Source organism: Methanoplanus limicola DSM 2279, assembly GCF_000243255.1.
GTDB classification, from domain to species: domain Archaea; phylum Halobacteriota; class Methanomicrobia; order Methanomicrobiales; family Methanomicrobiaceae; genus Methanoplanus; species Methanoplanus limicola.
Genome location: NZ_CM001436.1, coordinates 83,216 through 99,924 on the forward strand (window position 1 = coordinate 83,216; position 16,709 = coordinate 99,924).

Annotated in this window: 16 protein-coding genes; 8 read left to right on the forward strand and 8 right to left on the reverse strand. The window is 43.3% G+C overall.

Annotated features, from left to right (window positions below; translation table 11 throughout):
* Nucleotides 1–207: 207 nt before the first annotated feature.
* Complete coding sequence (locus METLIM_RS00380; RefSeq protein WP_004075808.1) at nucleotides 208–1,161, forward strand: DUF128 domain-containing protein; 954 nt, start codon at nucleotides 208–210, stop codon at nucleotides 1,159–1,161.
* Nucleotides 1,162–1,516: 355 nt separating this feature from the next.
* Here METLIM_RS00380 and METLIM_RS00385 read toward each other — a convergent pair whose 3' ends face one another.
* Both METLIM_RS00385 and METLIM_RS00390 read right to left on the reverse strand, forming a co-directional pair.
* On the reverse strand, nucleotides 1,517–2,266 hold the full coding sequence (locus METLIM_RS00385; RefSeq protein ID WP_004075809.1) for a DUF128 domain-containing protein: 750 nt from the start codon (nucleotides 2,264–2,266) through the stop codon (nucleotides 1,517–1,519).
* A 127-nt stretch (nucleotides 2,267–2,393) separates the two neighbouring features.
* The gene (locus METLIM_RS00390; RefSeq protein ID WP_004075810.1) at nucleotides 2,394–2,804 is read right to left on the reverse strand and encodes an ArsR/SmtB family transcription factor; all 411 of its coding nucleotides are present in this window, start codon (nucleotides 2,802–2,804) and stop codon (nucleotides 2,394–2,396) included.
* A 129-nt stretch (nucleotides 2,805–2,933) separates the two neighbouring features.
* On the opposite strand from METLIM_RS00390, the gene METLIM_RS00395 reads away from it, so the two are divergent.
* The 3 genes from METLIM_RS00395 to METLIM_RS00405 are packed head-to-tail and all read left to right on the forward strand — an operon-like array spanning nucleotide 2,934 to nucleotide 4,815.
* The gene (locus METLIM_RS00395; protein ID WP_281034217.1) at nucleotides 2,934–3,488 is read left to right on the forward strand and encodes a YeeE/YedE thiosulfate transporter family protein; all 555 of its coding nucleotides are present in this window, start codon (nucleotides 2,934–2,936) and stop codon (nucleotides 3,486–3,488) included.
* Between the two features lies 1 nt (nucleotide 3,489).
* Nucleotides 3,490–4,044, forward strand: coding sequence for a YeeE/YedE thiosulfate transporter family protein (locus tag METLIM_RS00400; protein ID WP_004075812.1), 555 nt, complete (start codon nucleotides 3,490–3,492; stop codon nucleotides 4,042–4,044).
* A gap of 39 nt (nucleotides 4,045–4,083) precedes the next feature.
* Entirely contained in the window at nucleotides 4,084–4,815 is a 732-nt protein-coding gene (locus METLIM_RS00405) for a DUF169 domain-containing protein (RefSeq protein ID WP_048146113.1), read from the forward strand.
* 125 nt (nucleotides 4,816–4,940) lie between these two features.
* On the opposite strand, the gene METLIM_RS00410 is transcribed toward METLIM_RS00405, so the two are convergent.
* The 4 genes from METLIM_RS00410 to METLIM_RS00425 are packed head-to-tail and all read right to left on the reverse strand — an operon-like array spanning nucleotide 4,941 to nucleotide 9,277.
* Nucleotides 4,941–5,957, reverse strand: coding sequence for a Coenzyme F420 hydrogenase/dehydrogenase, beta subunit C-terminal domain (locus METLIM_RS00410; RefSeq protein WP_004075814.1), 1,017 nt, complete (start codon nucleotides 5,955–5,957; stop codon nucleotides 4,941–4,943).
* Nucleotides 5,958–5,964: 7 nt separating this feature from the next.
* Nucleotides 5,965–6,714, reverse strand: coding sequence for a GltB/FmdC/FwdC-like GXGXG domain-containing protein (locus METLIM_RS00415; protein WP_004075815.1), 750 nt, complete (start codon nucleotides 6,712–6,714; stop codon nucleotides 5,965–5,967).
* Nucleotides 6,715–6,716: 2 nt separating this feature from the next.
* Nucleotides 6,717–8,228: a glutamate synthase-related protein gene (locus tag METLIM_RS00420; protein ID WP_004075816.1), complete on the reverse strand. Its 1,512-nt coding sequence runs from the start codon at nucleotides 8,226–8,228 to the stop codon at nucleotides 6,717–6,719.
* Nucleotides 8,225–9,277, reverse strand: a complete 1,053-nt coding sequence (locus tag METLIM_RS00425) for a class II glutamine amidotransferase (protein ID WP_004075817.1) — start codon at nucleotides 9,275–9,277, stop codon at nucleotides 8,225–8,227. The genes METLIM_RS00420 and METLIM_RS00425 overlap by 4 nt, the downstream gene beginning before the upstream one ends.
* A gap of 452 nt (nucleotides 9,278–9,729) precedes the next feature.
* On the opposite strand from METLIM_RS00425, the gene METLIM_RS00430 reads away from it, so the two are divergent.
* The 4 genes from METLIM_RS00430 (at nucleotide 9,730) to METLIM_RS15275 (ending at nucleotide 14,997) form a co-directional block, all read left to right on the forward strand.
* Nucleotides 9,730–10,923 (forward strand): ammonium transporter, encoded by a 1,194-nt coding sequence (locus tag METLIM_RS00430; protein WP_004075818.1) that lies wholly within the window; start codon nucleotides 9,730–9,732, stop codon nucleotides 10,921–10,923.
* Between the two features lie 8 nt (nucleotides 10,924–10,931).
* Nucleotides 10,932–11,249, forward strand: a complete 318-nt coding sequence (locus tag METLIM_RS00435; protein WP_004075819.1) for a P-II family nitrogen regulator — start codon at nucleotides 10,932–10,934, stop codon at nucleotides 11,247–11,249.
* A 738-nt stretch (nucleotides 11,250–11,987) separates the two neighbouring features.
* Nucleotides 11,988–12,770: an FHA domain-containing protein gene (locus METLIM_RS00440; RefSeq protein WP_004075820.1), complete on the forward strand. Its 783-nt coding sequence runs from the start codon at nucleotides 11,988–11,990 to the stop codon at nucleotides 12,768–12,770.
* 490 nt (nucleotides 12,771–13,260) lie between these two features.
* The gene (locus METLIM_RS15275; protein WP_004075821.1) at nucleotides 13,261–14,997 is read left to right on the forward strand and encodes a serine/threonine-protein kinase; all 1,737 of its coding nucleotides are present in this window, start codon (nucleotides 13,261–13,263) and stop codon (nucleotides 14,995–14,997) included.
* A 20-nt stretch (nucleotides 14,998–15,017) separates the two neighbouring features.
* On the opposite strand, the gene METLIM_RS00450 is transcribed toward METLIM_RS15275, so the two are convergent.
* Both METLIM_RS00450 and METLIM_RS15280 read right to left on the reverse strand, forming a co-directional pair.
* A complete protein-coding gene (locus METLIM_RS00450; protein WP_004075822.1) occupies nucleotides 15,018–15,887 on the reverse strand; it encodes a class I SAM-dependent methyltransferase in 870 nt (289 codons plus the stop codon).
* A gap of 1 nt (nucleotide 15,888) precedes the next feature.
* A complete protein-coding gene (locus METLIM_RS15280; RefSeq protein WP_004075823.1) occupies nucleotides 15,889–16,680 on the reverse strand; it encodes a glutamine amidotransferase-related protein in 792 nt (263 codons plus the stop codon).
* Nucleotides 16,681–16,709: the final 29 nt, after the last annotated feature.

Here is a 16,709-nt window from a genome sequence, read left to right on the forward strand (position 1 = left end):
TAAATATTTTTCTGCACAGTCAAATCGGAAATATCCCCAGCACAAATCATTACTTTTTTACTTCCAGCCATAAACCCGGAGTTACCGTGTAAATTTTTTGAATACAGTTATATTAAATCCCGATCAGATCAATTAATTATAGAGAAAAAAAGAATTAAAGGATTATCACAATTTTTCATCAACAATATAAGGAGCTTTTACTACGCCATGAGTTTTGTACGATCAGAGAGGAAATGTATTGAGATACTGAGGATTTTAAAAGATTATCAGGAACCTGTCGGAGCAAAGAGGCTCTCAGAACTGATGGCAGCACGGGGATTTGTACTGACAGACAGAGCGGTGCAGTACTACCTGAGTTATCTTGATGAGGCGGGATTTACAAAAAAAATAGGTAACCGCGGCCGCGTCCTTACAAAAAACGGGATAGCAGAATCTGAAAATGCCCTTGTAGATGAGAGAGTCGGATTCGTAATATCAAAGCTTGAAAAACTTGCTTTCCGGAGTAATTTCGACCCGGAAACCTGTACAGGAAACGTTGCATACAACCTGTCCTTTGTCCCTGAAGAGGAGGAAGAAGGAGTTGCAAAAGCATTTGACGATGTAATCGGGGCAGATTACGGATTTTTTACATCATATAAAATAATTGACAGTGATCCAAGGATACCCAAAGGACACGTCGGTTTCATTACAGTATGCAGTGTAACAATGGACGGTATCCTGCAGAAGAACGGAATTCCGGTGCATATGGCATTCGGAGGCACAATGAAAATAAGAGATAAAATACCTGTCGGTTTTACTGAACTGATCGGTTACAGGGGAACAACAGTGGACCCGCTGATTCTCTTCATAAATTCAGGAATGACTTCAATCAGTGAGACCACAAAGAGCGGAAATGGTATAATGCTCGCAAATATACGCGAGATTCCTGAAAGCTCCGAGGATTCAGTGATGTCAATTGCATCCTCAATGCAGAAGGCAGGATTCAGATTTCCGGTGACAACCGGCTGCGGAGTCATGAACATCAGACCGGACTCCTACAGAACCTCGATTGTGGCATATACCGGAATGAACCTGATAGGATGCGGAATTGAGAGAGGATACAATATTAAAACCGAGATCGGTGCCGGAAATATTCCATATTCTAAATTTGAACTTAAATAGACCCAAACTTTTCTTAAGAAACTCCAGAGCCACTCATCTGATGGCATAATCTGCCTGAACCGGCTAACAGGTGAAATATTCCTGTCTCAGGTCGTTTCACCGGAGTGCAGCAATATTCTGATTGCACCGCCAGTTATTGGAAATGTTCCACAAAAGGATATAAATCTGCCAATATCTGACCACAATCAGATATGGTATTTCCTGCAATACGCACAGTCCAGGCATAAGTCTGCTCAGCCCATAACAGAAAAAAAGTAAATTTCCCGGGCCCCAACCGGAAAAATGCCTGAAAATTTATAATCATTCATGTGAATAACCGAAAAATATGAATGTCGCCAGGAAATCCGGAAAAAGATCAGTAATCCGACAGGTAATTTATTTTACTGATATCGATCAGACCCTTCATTGACCGGACTTCAGCACTCCTGCCGGATTCAATTATTGCCGCAACAGGATTTGTACCGCCTATCATCGCAAAACCCTGGTAATCCGGGGTGACCGGCACACCAAGCAGAGAAGTATTTGGTGCACCAACATCAAGAACACCTGTAAATCCGGATGAATTCAGTTCCTCAACAACACCAAAGACTGTACTTTCAGCTTCCATATGAAATTCCCTTATATTTCCGGTGATAGAACCGTTACCGGTTTTTATTACCTCTGTCACCTTTGTATTTCCCTGTGAGATCATTACTGAAATAGGATCTATTGTAGTATATTCATATTTCAGCATTGCAGTAAACCGTCTGGGAATCATATTTTCAATTTCGACCATGCCACCACCAATAGGATTTATGGGGATGCCTTTTCTGAGAAGGAGAGAGTCAAGAGTCATACTGCATATTGTACATATACCGGTTTTACCCTCCGGAATTTTGTACGATTCAATCTCATCACCTTCTTTTAAAAATGAAACTCTGTCACTAACTACAAGTCCGGCCCTGAAGGCCTCCCTGAAGATGTCGATCGCAAATTCATAGTCGCCACTCTCAATCAGTGAGAGATTATAAATAACTGTACCGGTATTTTCAGCAGGCCTGTACGTGACTTTTGTGGCATTCTCTTCAATTTTATGATTTACAAATTTAAGCGGGGCACTATCCATATTATTTCCTTTTAACTTATGATTCCTATATGATTAACATCTGCTGAATCATCACAGAATTTAGTATAATGCAGAACTTTCCGGAATGAACCGGAAAGTTTGCTTATTACTATGAAGTGAACTATAATTATCCCCCTTCAGAACTGTTGTCGCCGCTGACAGCATCACGGCTGCGGCACACACAGCCGTTCCAGATCACGCCCTGCTCGGTAAGACTGTAGATGATCCAGCGGTATTTCTGCCTCCCGGAAATAAGACCGGCCTTTTTTAAGACATTTAAATGGTATGAGAGTTTGGAATCCGGAAGTTCAAGCGCGTCCTTTATCGCACACACGCAGAGAGGCCCCCCACTCAGTAGTGCCAGTATCTTAAGGCGCACAGGATCTGTACAGGCTCTGTGCATTACAGCCTGATTTTCCGAACATCCGTCATCAGGCAGACTTCTCTTAATTCCCTCAATCCCCCCTCTTGCCTCTATTTCCTCAATGATCTCACGTGGGACATCATCACCGTAGCTTTCATAATCAGCAGAAGTCATTTCAAAGATGTTAGAAACCAAAAGATATAAAATGTCTGAATACAGAACTACATTTCAAGGATGTTTGAAATGACTCCTTAACAGGACAACTCCGGAAAAAATTCCGGTACTGATAAATCAGGCCAAAATATTTATTCAGAAAAGAATAAGGAAAACTTGATCGAAATGCTGGAAATTCTGACAGCAGAGCAGTGGTCCCCCTACATCGCCGGCGCAGGCATTGGCGTATTAAGCTGGATATCATTTGCTTTTGCAGATAAACCGCTGGGATGTTCTACTTCATATCTCAGAACATTCGGAATGATAAGAGGTCTGTTCAGAAGAGGAAAAAGAGAAGATAATCCGTACTATGAAAAATTTGCACCAGTCATAGACTGGCAGGTTATGCTTGTCCTCGGGATAATCATAGGTGCATTCATCTCTGCATGGACATCCGGTGCCTTTACCATATCCATGGTGCCGGATATGTTTGCGGTCAGATTTGGCGACAACGCTCTTTTAAGAGCAATCTTCGCTGCTGCCGGCGGAATACTTCTTGGATTTGGAGCAAGGTTCGCAGGCGGATGCACAAGCGGACACGGCATATCCGGGATAACCCAGCTGAACATCACAAGCATTCTTACCGTCATATTCATGTTTGCCGGAGGAATTGCCACGGCGTTCATTATCTACGGGGTGACCTGAGATGCTGTCGGATTATCACAAAAACAGGACTTTTCAGCTTGCTTTGGGACTGATAACAGGCGTGGCATTTGGAATATTCCTGCAAAAAGGCGGTGTCACATATTATGATATAATTATGGGTCAGCTGCTTCTGACAGATTTTACGGTTGTCAAACTTATGGTGACCGCAGTTCTTGTCGGTATGCCTGGTGTTTACCTGCTAATCCATATGGGGGGTGCAAAACTGCATATAAATATCGGTTCTGTATCAACAGTTATAATCGGCGGGCTGATCTTCGGCGCAGGGTTTGCAGTACTCGGATTATGTCCGGGCACCGTGGCAGGTGCACTGGGACAGGGTTCTGTTGATGCCTTCTTCGGTATAATCGGCATAATGCTTGGAGCAGGACTATTTGCACTGATCTATCCTAAGATCAAAGATAATCTCCTGAATTACAGAAAGGTCCAATACACAACCCTTCCGGAGATGCTTGGAATAAAACCTGCATACCTCATAGTAATTATACTGATTCTTGGGGCAGGCTTTATATATGCTCTTGAGAACTTAGGATTATAATATCTTATAAAGTAAATCTAAAAATTAATGGTGAAAAAAATGGCTGATGAAATGAGAACAAAACTGGACTATGAAGCGATATCAAAGACACTTATTGACAACCTGCACCTCAGGATTAAACCTGTTGCAGTCAAATTCGCAAAATCAGAGGATGCAATTCCGGAAAATGTCCCGGAGATTGAAGAGGCTGCAAGACACTGCCAGATGGTTGTCTCGGCAGGCAAGGAAGACAAAATCTTCTATGCAAAACCTGACAAACACCTCTGCGCAGGCGGTGCATGGGCACTTGGATTAAAAGAGCTTACACCAACACTTCAGAGCGGCGAATTCTACTACAAACTTGGAAAGTTTGACACATGGGCTGCATGCAGCAGAACAATATCAAGCATACCACGCATAAAAAATCCTGTGGGAGATGAACCTGTAACCTACGCATCACTCTATGCCCCGCTTGACAAAACACCCTTTGACCCTCATGTTGTTGTTGTAATTGCACAGCCGATTGCACTTCTGAAATTTGCACAGTCATCCCTTTATCATACCGGAGGAAGAATTTATTCAGAATTCTCAGGAATTCAGTCCGTATGTGCTGATGCATGCGCACAGCCTTACATGACAGGAAATTCAAATGTCTCGCTCGGATGTGACGGTTCAAGGAAGTTTTCAGGAATTGACGATGATCTCATGGTTATGGGAATTCCGGTTGAAAAACTTGACGAGCTTGCGACAGCACTTCCAATAATTACCGGAGCTGCCGGGTCAAAGAAATAAATTCAACTTTTTTTAGATCTCTGTCAGGGAACAGAAATCTCAGAACCTGTAAATTATTATTATTCTGCCCGATTACAAAACTGCAGAATATCGCGGGCAATGAAAAAAAGTAAAATATCTGATATTTAAGCTCTTGAAAGCTTTGCACGTGAGAGTTTTTCAATCAGCCCAAGATTGATATCTCCGGAAATCTCAAGCTTTCCGCTCATAACAGCATTTGATACAAAACCCTCTCCGGTATCATTCCGGATGACAAGCGTTGTATAGTCAGGCTCTGAGCCGACAGAACCGGCTGAGAGATCAGACATAAGACCTGTAAAGTCTGTGCAGATCCTGCACCCTTCCTTAATACAGCCGTCAAGTTCTGCAAGAGGAAGGTCAACAACTTCCCCGTCAGTGGTAATCTCAAGCTTACCCTTAACATCCATCCGTCTGATCTGCCAGGGTTCAATATTCATATCAGTCTTCAGTTTACCCTCCATCAGCCTCTCATAATCAAAAGACTCAGTGCAGAAGAGACCGATAATAAGGCGTATGGCATTGCCAAACGGTTTTACAAGATCGTTTGTGCTCTCCTTCATCAGCCTTGCAGCCTGAACAACACACGGAGTTCCGACAATTGCAATTTTAGAATACTTTCGGCCCACAACTGCTTCATTTAATGCAGTCAGAACAGGGACATGCCAGTTGTATCTGCTTCCGGCCTTCATAAGGATAGCCTCCTTAGAGGTTATCATCACAGAGTAAGGCTTCCTTGTCCAGCCATCTTCTGAGACAGTGATAACCGCGTCAATTGTACCGCGCTCAAGTCCGTCAAGGAGAATTGCAGAGACTGCACCGCCGCTCTGTTTTCCGGTAATTTCAAAGGAGGACCTTGCCGGGACAATCCTTCTGTATTCTCCGGTTACATCTTTTGGGATTTTGACATCGTCAGTTCTCGGGCATACTGCATAGCATGCTCCGCAGGGAACGCAGTCAACAACCTCTTTACAGTATCCTGTGTTAACCGGACTATCGGATCCGTCATCTGTTGAAAAGACAATTGCATCAGCAGGGCATACTGCAATACAGGCGCCACAACCGGAGCATCTGCCGGTATCCCACACCTCAGCCTTCAAATCTTCATAATTCTTTCTTTTCATAAAAATCTCACTCCCAGCAGTACTTATTTGCAAAAGGCCTGGCACTTGATGGTATAATCTTGACAAACGAACTGTTCATCACTTCTTCCGGATCCGCATCAAAGAACCCACAGAAATTCAGAATAAATGGCTTTATTACTGCCATGTCCTCTTCATCAGCAGCGACAACTTTAGCCCCGATTCCGGCTTTGACATCTTCAGGAGCAACATTTCTGAGATATATTGCACCGCCGTGAATTCCGCTGCCAACACCTCTGCCGTCAACCGGACAGTCCTTACCAAGGCCAAGAACGACCAGAATTCCGCCGGCCATATATTCTCCGAGGAAGGATCTTGCCTGACCGCCCACGACAAGAACCGGTTTTTTCTCCATATATGCCTTCATATGGATTCCGGCACGGTAACCGACATCATCACGTACATAGACTTCACCGCCCCTCATACTGTGTGCAACAGCATCACCGGTGCTTCCGTGAATGATAAGCCTTCCACCGTCCATTGTATTGCCAGGTGCATGATCGGCATTGCCATAGACGTTTATCTCCGGTCCGTTCATGAACATTGAGAGATCACCACCGGGTACACCGTGGATCTCAATATCAATGCCGTCACACTTAAGGCCGTTTGCTATGAAGCGCTGCCCGCATACATTATTTAAAATAACTTTTTTGACGCCAGAAGCAGCGGCACTCCTGATCATCTTATTAAGCGGAGTATAGTGAATGCCGTCTGCATCAATTACAAGTTCTTCTCCCATAATTATGCACCTATCATCTTTACATCAAGAACGTCCATGATCCCTTCATCAAGCATATAGCCCCTTAGGCGGTCACGGTTTCCTCTCAGGCTCTCAATCGAATTGATTCCGGCAGCACCCATAAGCTCTGCAAGCTCAAGTGTCCACCCGTTGATCAGGTTTGCAACATTTACAGCCGCCTCGTCAGGGTTTAGCCGGCTGACAATCTCCGGTTTCTGGGTTGCAATACCCCAGGGGCAAAGCCCTCTGTAGCATGAACCGCAGACACGGCAGCCCATTGCTATGAGTGCAGCAGTACCGATGTAAACCGCATCTGCACCAAGTGCAACAGCCTTTGTAACATCAGCGCTGTCACGGATACCACCGCTTGCAATAACTGAGACCTCATTTCTGATGCCCTGATCTCTAAGGATCTTATCAACGGTCGCAATTGCAACCTCAACAGGCATGCCCACATGGTCACGGAAGACCCTCGGTGCAGCACCTGTTCCGCCCTTAAAGCCGTCGATAACTACAGCATCAGCAGATGAACGGGCAATTCCGGCTGCGATGGCAGCCACATTATGAACCGCGGCAATCTTCACAAAGACCGGTTTTTTCCATTCAGTAGCTTCCTTTAAACTCCTTACAAGCTGCACCAGGTCCTCAATACTGTAAATATCATGGTGGGGCGCAGGACTGATTGCATCACTGTGAAGCGGAATCATCCTTGTCTTTGATACGTCTTCAGGAACTTTCTCTCCCGGAAGGTGGCCGCCGATACCCGGTTTTGCACCCTGTCCGATCTTAATCTCAATTGCTGCACCCCTCTCAAGGTAATTGATATCAACGCCAAAACGTCCGGATGCGACCTGGACAATCATGCTGTTCTGGTAAGGATAGAGGTCTTTGTGAAGGCCACCCTCTCCTGTACCCATGAATGTCCCTACACTGCTCACAGCCTTTGCAAGCGCCTTCTGGGCATTGAGTGAAATTGCACCATAACTCATATGGCCGATCATGACCGGAGTTTCAAGCTTCAGATTTGGAGCAATCTCTGTGTTAAGATCGTAATCTCCGGAATTATTCTTTTTAACATTTATCCGCTGAGGTTTCTTTCCGATATATGTCCGAAGTTCCATCGGCTCTCTTAACGGGTCAATACTTGGATTTGTTACCTGGCAGGCATCAAGAACAAGCCTGTCAAAAATTATCGGATAATCAAGAGCATTACCCATCCCGGAGAGAATGATCTTTCCGCTCTTTGCCTGATTGTATATAGCCTCCCTGGCTTCCCTTGTCCAGAGGGGATGACTCCTGTAGTCATTGGGCTTCTCCTCAAGGTCAATGGCATCACGCGGGCACATGGCAACACATCTGTGACATGCCGTGCATTTTCTGGAGTCAGAGACAATCTTCTGCCCTTCCCTTCTGAAAACACCATATGAACAGTTTTCAATGCACCGTTCACAGAGCATGCAGCGGTCGTTGTCAACCGTTACTTTGAACTTGACAGGAACACTTCCGATACTCATCTTCTAAGCCTCCCGATTACAGGTTCTCCGGCTGAAGGCATCCAGACAGAATCAAGAACAGGCTCCATTATCCTTATTGGCGCTTCTTCACTTGAAATATACATACGGTCACCATACTCTGCGGCTACCATCGGCCTCAGTTTAATCCTGTCCGTAAATCCCATTATGCTGTCAGAATTAGCAACCACGATGGCAAAAGGTCCGTTCATAAGTGCTGAGCCGTATGCCATCCTCAGAGCCGTATAAAGCTCTTTTTTACTTATGCCCATACTGTCTATCTCATCCCAGAACGGGGGTGCAAGTGCCTTAACTGCCAGGTCAACAGGCAGTTCATGCTTTCTGCCAAGGAGATCGAGCAGGTATGCAACAACTTCAGTATCTGTAAGCATTGTGCATTTGTAACCAAAGCTTTCAATGTAACGTACATTTGTGCCGTAAGATGTTATTTCACCGTTGTGGACAACACTACAGTCAAGAAGGTTGAAAGGATGTGCACCGCCCCACCATCCGCCTGTATTTGTAGGGTACCTGTTATGTCCAAGCCAGATATAACCTTCATAATCCTCAATCCTGTAAAAGTCAGCAACTTCCTCAGGCCAGCCAGATGCCTTAAAAATACCGACATCTTTGCCTGAGGAAAAGATCAAAGCTCCATTAACAGTAGTGTTAACAGTATTGATTATCCTGATTACCGCATCCTTCTCGTTTGAAATACCGCCGCTGATTAGTGAAGCGTCCGGTCTGAAAAAATACCGCCAGGGGATCTGGGTCCTCTTAAGCCTTGACTGCTCATATGTAGGTATCTCCTCAGAATGCTCTATATGGCCCCACTGTTCAAGTATAGCCTCAACCGCAGATTTTGACTCTGCAAGATTGTCATAAAAGACATGAAGGGCATAATAGTCCTTATAATCAGGGTATGCACCGTAAACTGCATATCCTGCGCCCTCACCATTGCCACGCTCATTCATCTGTGCGAGGGCTTTTTTTATCGCCCCGCCATCCATAGACGAACCAGAACGGTCTATTACGCTGATAATTCCACACATACTCAATCTATCCGCCGATTCTGATAATTGATATTATACGAATTGCTAATAAACTTGGATTAGCCAAATATATATTAATATGTAAACGGAAGTTTCTATCCGGCCAATCCGCATATGTTATAACTCATCTGGAAAGGCACCACATATCACAGAATATTTTGACATTATTTAGAGAAATAATCAATTCTTAGCGATATTTTAAAGATAATATCTGTCATACCGGCGATCTTCTGAAGCTGATTAACAGAATCTCATATGTTATCTTCAGATATGATAAATTATTTCTGGAAATTTCACAAATATTGTGATCTATATAGATAAAAAGTAAATGTTTAAATATGGTAGAACATAACTTCTATCTGTCAAATTACAACAAAAATTACTAATTCAGGATATGCAGTGAAAGGGTATGTACATACCTGCCTGCATAATGCCGGAATGGAGATATAAATATGATTGACAGTGGAGATACAGCATTTATAATAATCTGTACCGCAATGGTCATGCTGATGATACCGGGTGTCGGACTGTTCTACGCCGGAATGGTCCGCAGAAAAAGTGTCATCTCAATGATCACTCTTGCATTTGTTGCACTTGCGGTTGTTTCGATTCAGTGGGTTCTCTTCGGGTACTCGCTTGCATTTGGCCCCGACATTGCGGGTTTTATAGGCGGACTTGATCACATAGGTCTTGCCGGAGTCGGACTTGACGGTGACGGGATACCTGACATTCTGTTCATGGTCTTCCAGCTTGTCTTTGCCGGACTTACGCTGGCAATCCTGACATCAGGTTTTGCTGAAAGGATAAAACTGAGTTCCTTTATTGTATTCGGGCTTCTCTGGACAACACTGGTCTATGACCCGCTTGCACACTGGGCATGGGGAGGCGGCTGGGCATCTCAGCTTGGAGCGCTTGACTTTGCCGGAGGAACAGTAGTTCATATCAGTTCCGGTTTCGGAGCACTTGCAGCTGCCCTTGTAATAGGAAAACGCCTCGGTTTCGGACAGGAGACTATGGAGCCTGCAAACATACCAATGACTCTGCTCGGCGGAGGGTTGCTCTGGTTTGGATGGTTTGGTTTCAATGCCGGAAGTGAACTGGCAGCAGACGGAATTGCTGCAAATGCATTCACTGTAACAATTGTTGCAGCTTCAGCAGGTGCGCTCGCATGGATGGGAGCATCGTGGATTAAGGGCAAACCAAGTTCACTTGGAATGATCTCAGGTGCAATAGCAGGACTTGTTGCAATAACACCTGCCTGTGGTTTTGTTGACACAATGTCTGCAATTGTAATAGGGGCCGTTGCAGGTGTGATCTGCTACGCTGCACTGCTCTTCCGTTTAAAGAAGGGTCTTGACGAATCCCTGGACGCATGGGCAATACACGGAGTCGGAGGATTCTGGGGAGCAATAGCAACAGGTATATTCGCAACCGCTGCAATATGCGGAATAGACGGACTGATATATGGAAACGTAAACCAGTTTGTAATACAGCTGATAGATGCAGGTGTTGCAGTAGTATATACATTCGTTGTAACCTATATTCTTGCAATGCTTGTGGAAAAGACAATCGGCCTGCGTGTGGAAGAAGATGAGGAATATGTCGGCTTAGACATTGCCCAGCACGGTGAATCAGTGCGTATGTGAGGTGGATCATGAAAAAAATTGAAGCAATAATACGTCCGGAAAAACTTGAAAAAGTATCAGAAGCCCTATTAGAGAAGGGACACTATGGAATGACAGTAACTGAAGTACGCGGCCGTGGTGCCCAGCGTGGAATTGCACTTCAGTTCAGGGGAAAAGAGATCCTTGTGGATCTCATACCCAAAGTGAAGATAGAGATTGTAACTGAGGATGAAGATTTAGATGGAATTGTAGATATCATTAAAGAATATGCACATACAGGAAAGAACGGTGACGGAAAGATCTTTATCTATGACATTGAAAAATGTCTGACTGTCAGAGATTCTTAAACAGCTTTAAGAGATGCACCATAAAAAACCGGAAATAATTCCTCCTGCAGATGAACTAAAATCAAACCAAATCAAACCAAATCAAACCAAATCAAACCAAATCAAACCAAATCAAACTTTTTTCCGGAATCTTTACTTCACTCAGAATCACAGCTGATTCAGATATCTTCCCGGATAATTCAGAACCTACAATATAATTCAGAACCTACAATATAATTCAGAACCAACAATATAATTCGAACCAACAATATAATTCAGAACCAACAATATAATTCAGAACCAACAATATAATTCAGAATGATTAATAATAAAGTGCAATAATAAATTACAGACGTCAGATCAGACTTACAGGATAGGATAATGCCGGTAATTCTTCACAGCGGCCAATATTATTCACTATGATTTTTCAGATAACCTGTCCGGTTAAACCAGCATCACCATATAACCTGGAAGTTAAACCCGAGTATTTACAGATACCATCCGGGTAGATATTCTGCCACAATTATTTTATTATGAACCGGAGAATTATTGAGATCAGTATGGTAAACCATATCCGGCCGCGTAATCGGATCTGGAAAATATGATCAGGAAGCATCCGGCTTCAGAAGTTATCAGCAAAATGTGCAGAATCAAATTATAATGAATAAAGCCGGCCGGACCGAATTTACAATAAAAATCAATTGTTCAGCCAACAGTTATAGAGAATAAATTATACACCATTACAGACAGGGAGTGAAAATGTCAGCAGGAAAAAACCAAGAGACCGTCTATCTTGAAAATGACGATGAATTTTTGGAAGAGCTTTCAGATTATCTCGATGTACTTTCAAACCCCACAAGGCTTAAAATTCTTAAAGCCATTGAAAATGTCCCGAAAGACATACGCGAAATATCATATGAAGTGGGTGTATCATATGAAAATACAAAAAAGCATATTCAGAAACTGAATACAGCCGGAGTTATCAGGAAGGAGACAGGTATCAGCAGCAGGTCATCAAAGGGCATCCATCCGGTATGGAAATACTCACTTATGCCCGGAGGGCTGGATTCAGTATTCAGTAACCTCCAGATATTTTCATGCTTCAGCCTTACACCTGGAACTGAGCATATCAGTGAGAGGGTAAACTCACTTAAAGAGGAGATTCTTGCAGGAATAAGGCCTGACAATCCTGCCGTAATAATAATAGGAGGACCTGAGGACGGGAGAATCTGGCCGGTTGAAGAAACCAGGACAAGGATCGGACGTGCAGACAATGATTCGACATACGCAGCAGAGAAAGGAGATATAATCGTATCAGAGTTCCATTCTGCTGTATCACGGATCTCAAAACCCCACTGCCGTATAATACGTGAGAATGACAGATGGTTCATCGAGGATATAAAAAGCACAGGCGGGACATATATTAATGGAGAGGAAGCAGAAAAAGAAATAAGGACGGAGATCTATGACGGCAGCACCATTGAACTCTCAAGGAGTACAAAAGGCGCAAAGATGATCTTTTGTGCAGGCAAAAAGATGTGATAATGCCATAAACATCACTGGTAATCCCTCAAAAAACATTATCCTCAGACAATATAACATATCATTTATTATCCATGTGCAGGCAGAATCCGGCACATGAAAAACTCCTATGAAACAGTGCACTGTTTCATTCATCATCTGTGAACCGGCTGGTTCATGAAGAACTCCTATGAAACAATACACTGTTCCGTTCATCATCTGTGAACCGGCTGGTTCATGAAGAACTCCTAATGAAACAATACACTGTTTCATTCATCACCTGTGAACCCGCAGGCTCACGAGTGACTTTCTGTACCCTGAAAAGGCAGGTAAGGGCAGCATTTATTGCAGCAACAAATATTTCAAAATAATCTTAAATATATCAATACACAATAAATAATAACAGACTCTCCGGCGGAAAACTCATCAGACAAAATTCTGAAGGAGCCATAATATTCGGTATAACCCCTGATTACAGAAATCTGCAGGAAATCTGATAAAAGGAAACGTGATGGATCCGGATAAAAATAAAAAAAGCAATAAAATAATTTTAATCTTACTGGTAATATCATTAGTTCTACTGTTAAATCCGGTCTGTGCAGAAAAAAATGAATCCTCTCCATTAATTGCAGATCATAGTCCTGATAATGATCAGTTAAATATTTCACTATACCTGGAGCAGTCCGGGGGCAATGAGGCAATAAACTCTTATAAAGACAGGATAAACGAAATTTTAGATTCTGATAACAGGTTAGAGACAGATTATGCAAAAGAAGAGAATCAGTCCGTAAACCTGAGTGCCACAGATACAGCAGAAGAATATACTGACAGATACACAGTCAGATTCTTCTCAAACATCTACTTTATTCTGATCCTCTTTATATCGGCATGGATTGTATTTCTTGCCCACATAGCCGGAAAAGAATCATCAGAGAGATATATTTACAACAAAAAGCCATTTCTCACTGCATTTTTGATACCCGCATATACGATTCAGGGACTTTACCTCTTCTTCATCACCATTACAATGACCTCAGGGCTGGGACTTGAAGAGATCGGAGGTACAGGTCCGCTTGAAAACTTCTTCCTGTCATGGATCTACCTCTCACTCTCACTGGGATATATTTACATGGCATATTCAATAATAGAGAAGAAAAACGGAATATTTGTCTGGTACCTGACAATGATTCTGACATTAATTCTCCTGTCCGCAACACTCATAATAATTTACCCGGATTCAGAATTACAGATCTATACAACGGTTGCAGCCGGAATTACCTCATTATTGATTAACACCTCATACTTTGCAATGATAAAGAGATACCCGTCATTCAACCCTAATGATACGATAATCACAGGTTTTAGTGATAAAAAATATTCTGAATATTTCAGTGATAAAAATCTGATTAAAGATCAGAATACCAAATTATCATCATTCCCGGATATTTTAAAAGAGCGGTATATGCAGGATGAATTTGTCGGAAGAGGGGGAATGGCAAAGGTCTTTAAAGTAAAAAGGAGAAAAGACGGAAGAACTGTAGCCCTGAAAATTCCGATATATCTCGATGAGAAAACCGGCATTAATCTTTTCAGGGAGATGAATATATGGAAAGATCTTGACCACAAAAATATAATCCATGTCTTCGATCTGAACATACTTCCGGTGCCATTTGTGGAGATAGAGTATTTCAAAGATTCACTTGCCGGTATGAAAAAACCGGCTGATGAAAAAGAATCTGCCGCCATAATATCAGGAATTGCGGAAGGTCTCTCCTATGCTCATAAAAGGGGAATAGTTCACAGGGATATAAAACCCCAGAATATACTGCTTACCAGAGATAATATTCCAAAGATTGCCGACTGGGGGCTTGGAAAACATATACTGGAGAATACTGAAACAGGCACAATGGCATTCTCACTCCATTATGCAGCACCTGAACAGGTATTGCCAAAGAAGTTTGGCAGATGTGACAGAAGAACTGACATATTCCAGTTATCTGCACTGTACTATGAGCTAATCACCGGACATCTGCCGTTCTCCGGTGACGGAATAGGAGAGTTTACCGCAGCAATAATAGCTGAAGTGCCAAAACCTCCTTCATATTACAATCCGGAATTAAAAAAGTACGATGCCTTCATCCTGAAAGGTCTCGAAAAATATCCGGATAACAGGTACAGTTCTGCTGAGGAGTTTATATCTTCCCTGAAAGTCATCGCAGAAAGCAGAGAAGAAATGACAGAAGATTAAAAAGGGACAGCCGGAACTCTTCACCCTGAACAGTCCCAACTGAGATGTGCTTTAATTCCGGTCTCCTTAATTATGTACCTGCCGTCTTTATATTCTGCAATATCTTTCAGATAACCGGCAATCATTTTCCTCCCGGAATCATCCGTAATTTTTAGTTTATTGGCATAAAATGAAATAAGCTCATCCAGACCACCAAAATAATTGTCAGAGACAAACTTCCGGCATGTAAGATCCGGGTAAATTTCAAGCTGGTATAACACAGACATAATGAGATCTGCCTTTGGTACAGGTACATACTCCTTACCATGAAGCCTCTTCCACAGGGCACACCTCATATGCTCCCAGGGCAGAGGGCCGGCATGATTAAATATATGTAAAGAACCACAGCAGACACTGCTCATTTTTACCAGTGAATCCTTCAGATCCTCCATGCCAAGAGAAAAGGAAGAGATGACAAGATCATACTTTCCCTCTAAATCCTCTCCGGGAACGATATCCTCCCACCTCTTCCGGACAAGATCATAATTGGAGATGCCCTGTGCAGCAGCCCTCTCCTCAAAAACCTCAGCCATAACTCCGGAAGGCTCTACAGCAGTAAGATGTGAGCAGACTTTTGCAATTTCAAGTGAAACAGTTCCAGGTCCCGCACCGATATCAAGAACTCTGTCATCCGGTTTGATATCAAGACATTCCATAATCCACATAATTCTCTCATTGTCCTGAATTTCATCTGACTTTATGAACCTGTAAACACTCTCCCTGTCTTCCCAGTGAGAAACACAGTCCGCAGTTCCCTTTGAAGAGTTGTTCAGGCGGACTGCATTCCTCCAGATCCCGTTGTAGTCCGGATATATGCCCTGAGCCTCATAGCCCCCCTCAGAATCGGCCATATCAGAACCCGCCCCCTTCGGAGAGCCGTGCAAAATTTCGGATGATCCAGACATTCCGGACCTCCGGGTGGAAAAGAATTCCATATACAGGTTTTTCCCTGTGCCTGATTATCTCCGGATAAAATTCCGGACAAAACCCCCCGGAGGAGAAGGATGAACCTGAAATTCCGGACGGTTCAGATGAATCATTCCGGTCTCCGGAGAAAGCAAGCGGTATGAAATCATCAGGCATCCCGGGCATACGTGAATGAACCTCATAACCCTCAAACTCATAGACCGGACTGCCGGAATTACCTGACAGATCAGAATTATCTTCCGGAGAGCAGTTTTCTGATGCAGCAGAGGAAGTATTTTCATCATAATTCCCTTCAGCCATTTCTTTTGCCAGCGCTGCCACCTCACCCGACCTTATAATCTCTTCCGGAATATCACAAAAAACCGGATCTGTCGGTGAGAACCTGACCCGGCTCATTCCAATCTTTTTAAGGTCTCTCACCTCTCCGCCGTATGCAGAAGCAACAACCTGCATTCCGGCACAGATTCCGATTACAGGTTTGTCATATTCCCTGACAGTCTGCATAAGAGATGAATCCTCAATAAAGAGATTGTCCTTCAGGGCAGTACCGCAGAATATCACAGAGGAGTATTTTTCGGGAATTTCTCCGGATAGTTCTGAGTAATGAAGGACATCATATTCAAAACCGCAGTCCTCAATGATTTCACAGACCGGATTTACATATTCATAATATGAGAGAGAATCCTTCCGGTAGCAGAGATCAGCAATAAGAATCATATGGCCTCCGGGATTTAGTCCGGGCAGTA

Bases quoted from the DNA above. Each gene is read 5' to 3' on its own strand.
- METLIM_RS00380 (WP_004075808.1), top strand. From the start codon at position 208: ATGAGTTTTGTACGATCAGAGAGGAAATGTATTGAGATACTGAGGATT.
- METLIM_RS00400 (WP_004075812.1), top strand. From the start codon at position 3,490: ATGCTGTCGGATTATCACAAAAACAGGACTTTTCAGCTTGCTTTGGGA.
- METLIM_RS00385 (WP_004075809.1), bottom strand. From the start codon at position 2,266: ATGGATAGTGCCCCGCTTAAATTTGTAAATCATAAAATTGAAGAGAAT.
- METLIM_RS00410 (WP_004075814.1), bottom strand. From the start codon at position 5,957: ATGAAAAGAAAGAATTATGAAGATTTGAAGGCTGAGGTGTGGGATACC.
- METLIM_RS00450 (WP_004075822.1), bottom strand. From the start codon at position 15,887: ATGGCCGATTCTGAGGGGGGCTATGAGGCTCAGGGCATATATCCGGAC.
- METLIM_RS00425 (WP_004075817.1), bottom strand. From the start codon at position 9,277: ATGTGTGGAATTATCAGCGTAATAGACCGTTCTGGTTCGTCTATGGAT.
- METLIM_RS00405 (WP_048146113.1), top strand. From the start codon at position 4,084: ATGGCTGATGAAATGAGAACAAAACTGGACTATGAAGCGATATCAAAG.
- METLIM_RS00420 (WP_004075816.1), bottom strand. From the start codon at position 8,228: ATGAGTATCGGAAGTGTTCCTGTCAAGTTCAAAGTAACGGTTGACAAC.
- METLIM_RS00430 (WP_004075818.1), top strand. From the start codon at position 9,730: ATGATTGACAGTGGAGATACAGCATTTATAATAATCTGTACCGCAATG.
- METLIM_RS00435 (WP_004075819.1), top strand. From the start codon at position 10,932: ATGAAAAAAATTGAAGCAATAATACGTCCGGAAAAACTTGAAAAAGTA.
- METLIM_RS15275 (WP_004075821.1), top strand. From the start codon at position 13,261: ATGGATCCGGATAAAAATAAAAAAAGCAATAAAATAATTTTAATCTTA.
- METLIM_RS15280 (WP_004075823.1), bottom strand. From the start codon at position 16,680: ATGATTCTTATTGCTGATCTCTGCTACCGGAAGGATTCTCTCTCATAT.
- METLIM_RS00440 (WP_004075820.1), top strand. From the start codon at position 11,988: ATGTCAGCAGGAAAAAACCAAGAGACCGTCTATCTTGAAAATGACGAT.
- METLIM_RS00415 (WP_004075815.1), bottom strand. From the start codon at position 6,714: ATGGGAGAAGAACTTGTAATTGATGCAGACGGCATTCACTATACTCCG.
- METLIM_RS00390 (WP_004075810.1), bottom strand. From the start codon at position 2,804: ATGACTTCTGCTGATTATGAAAGCTACGGTGATGATGTCCCACGTGAG.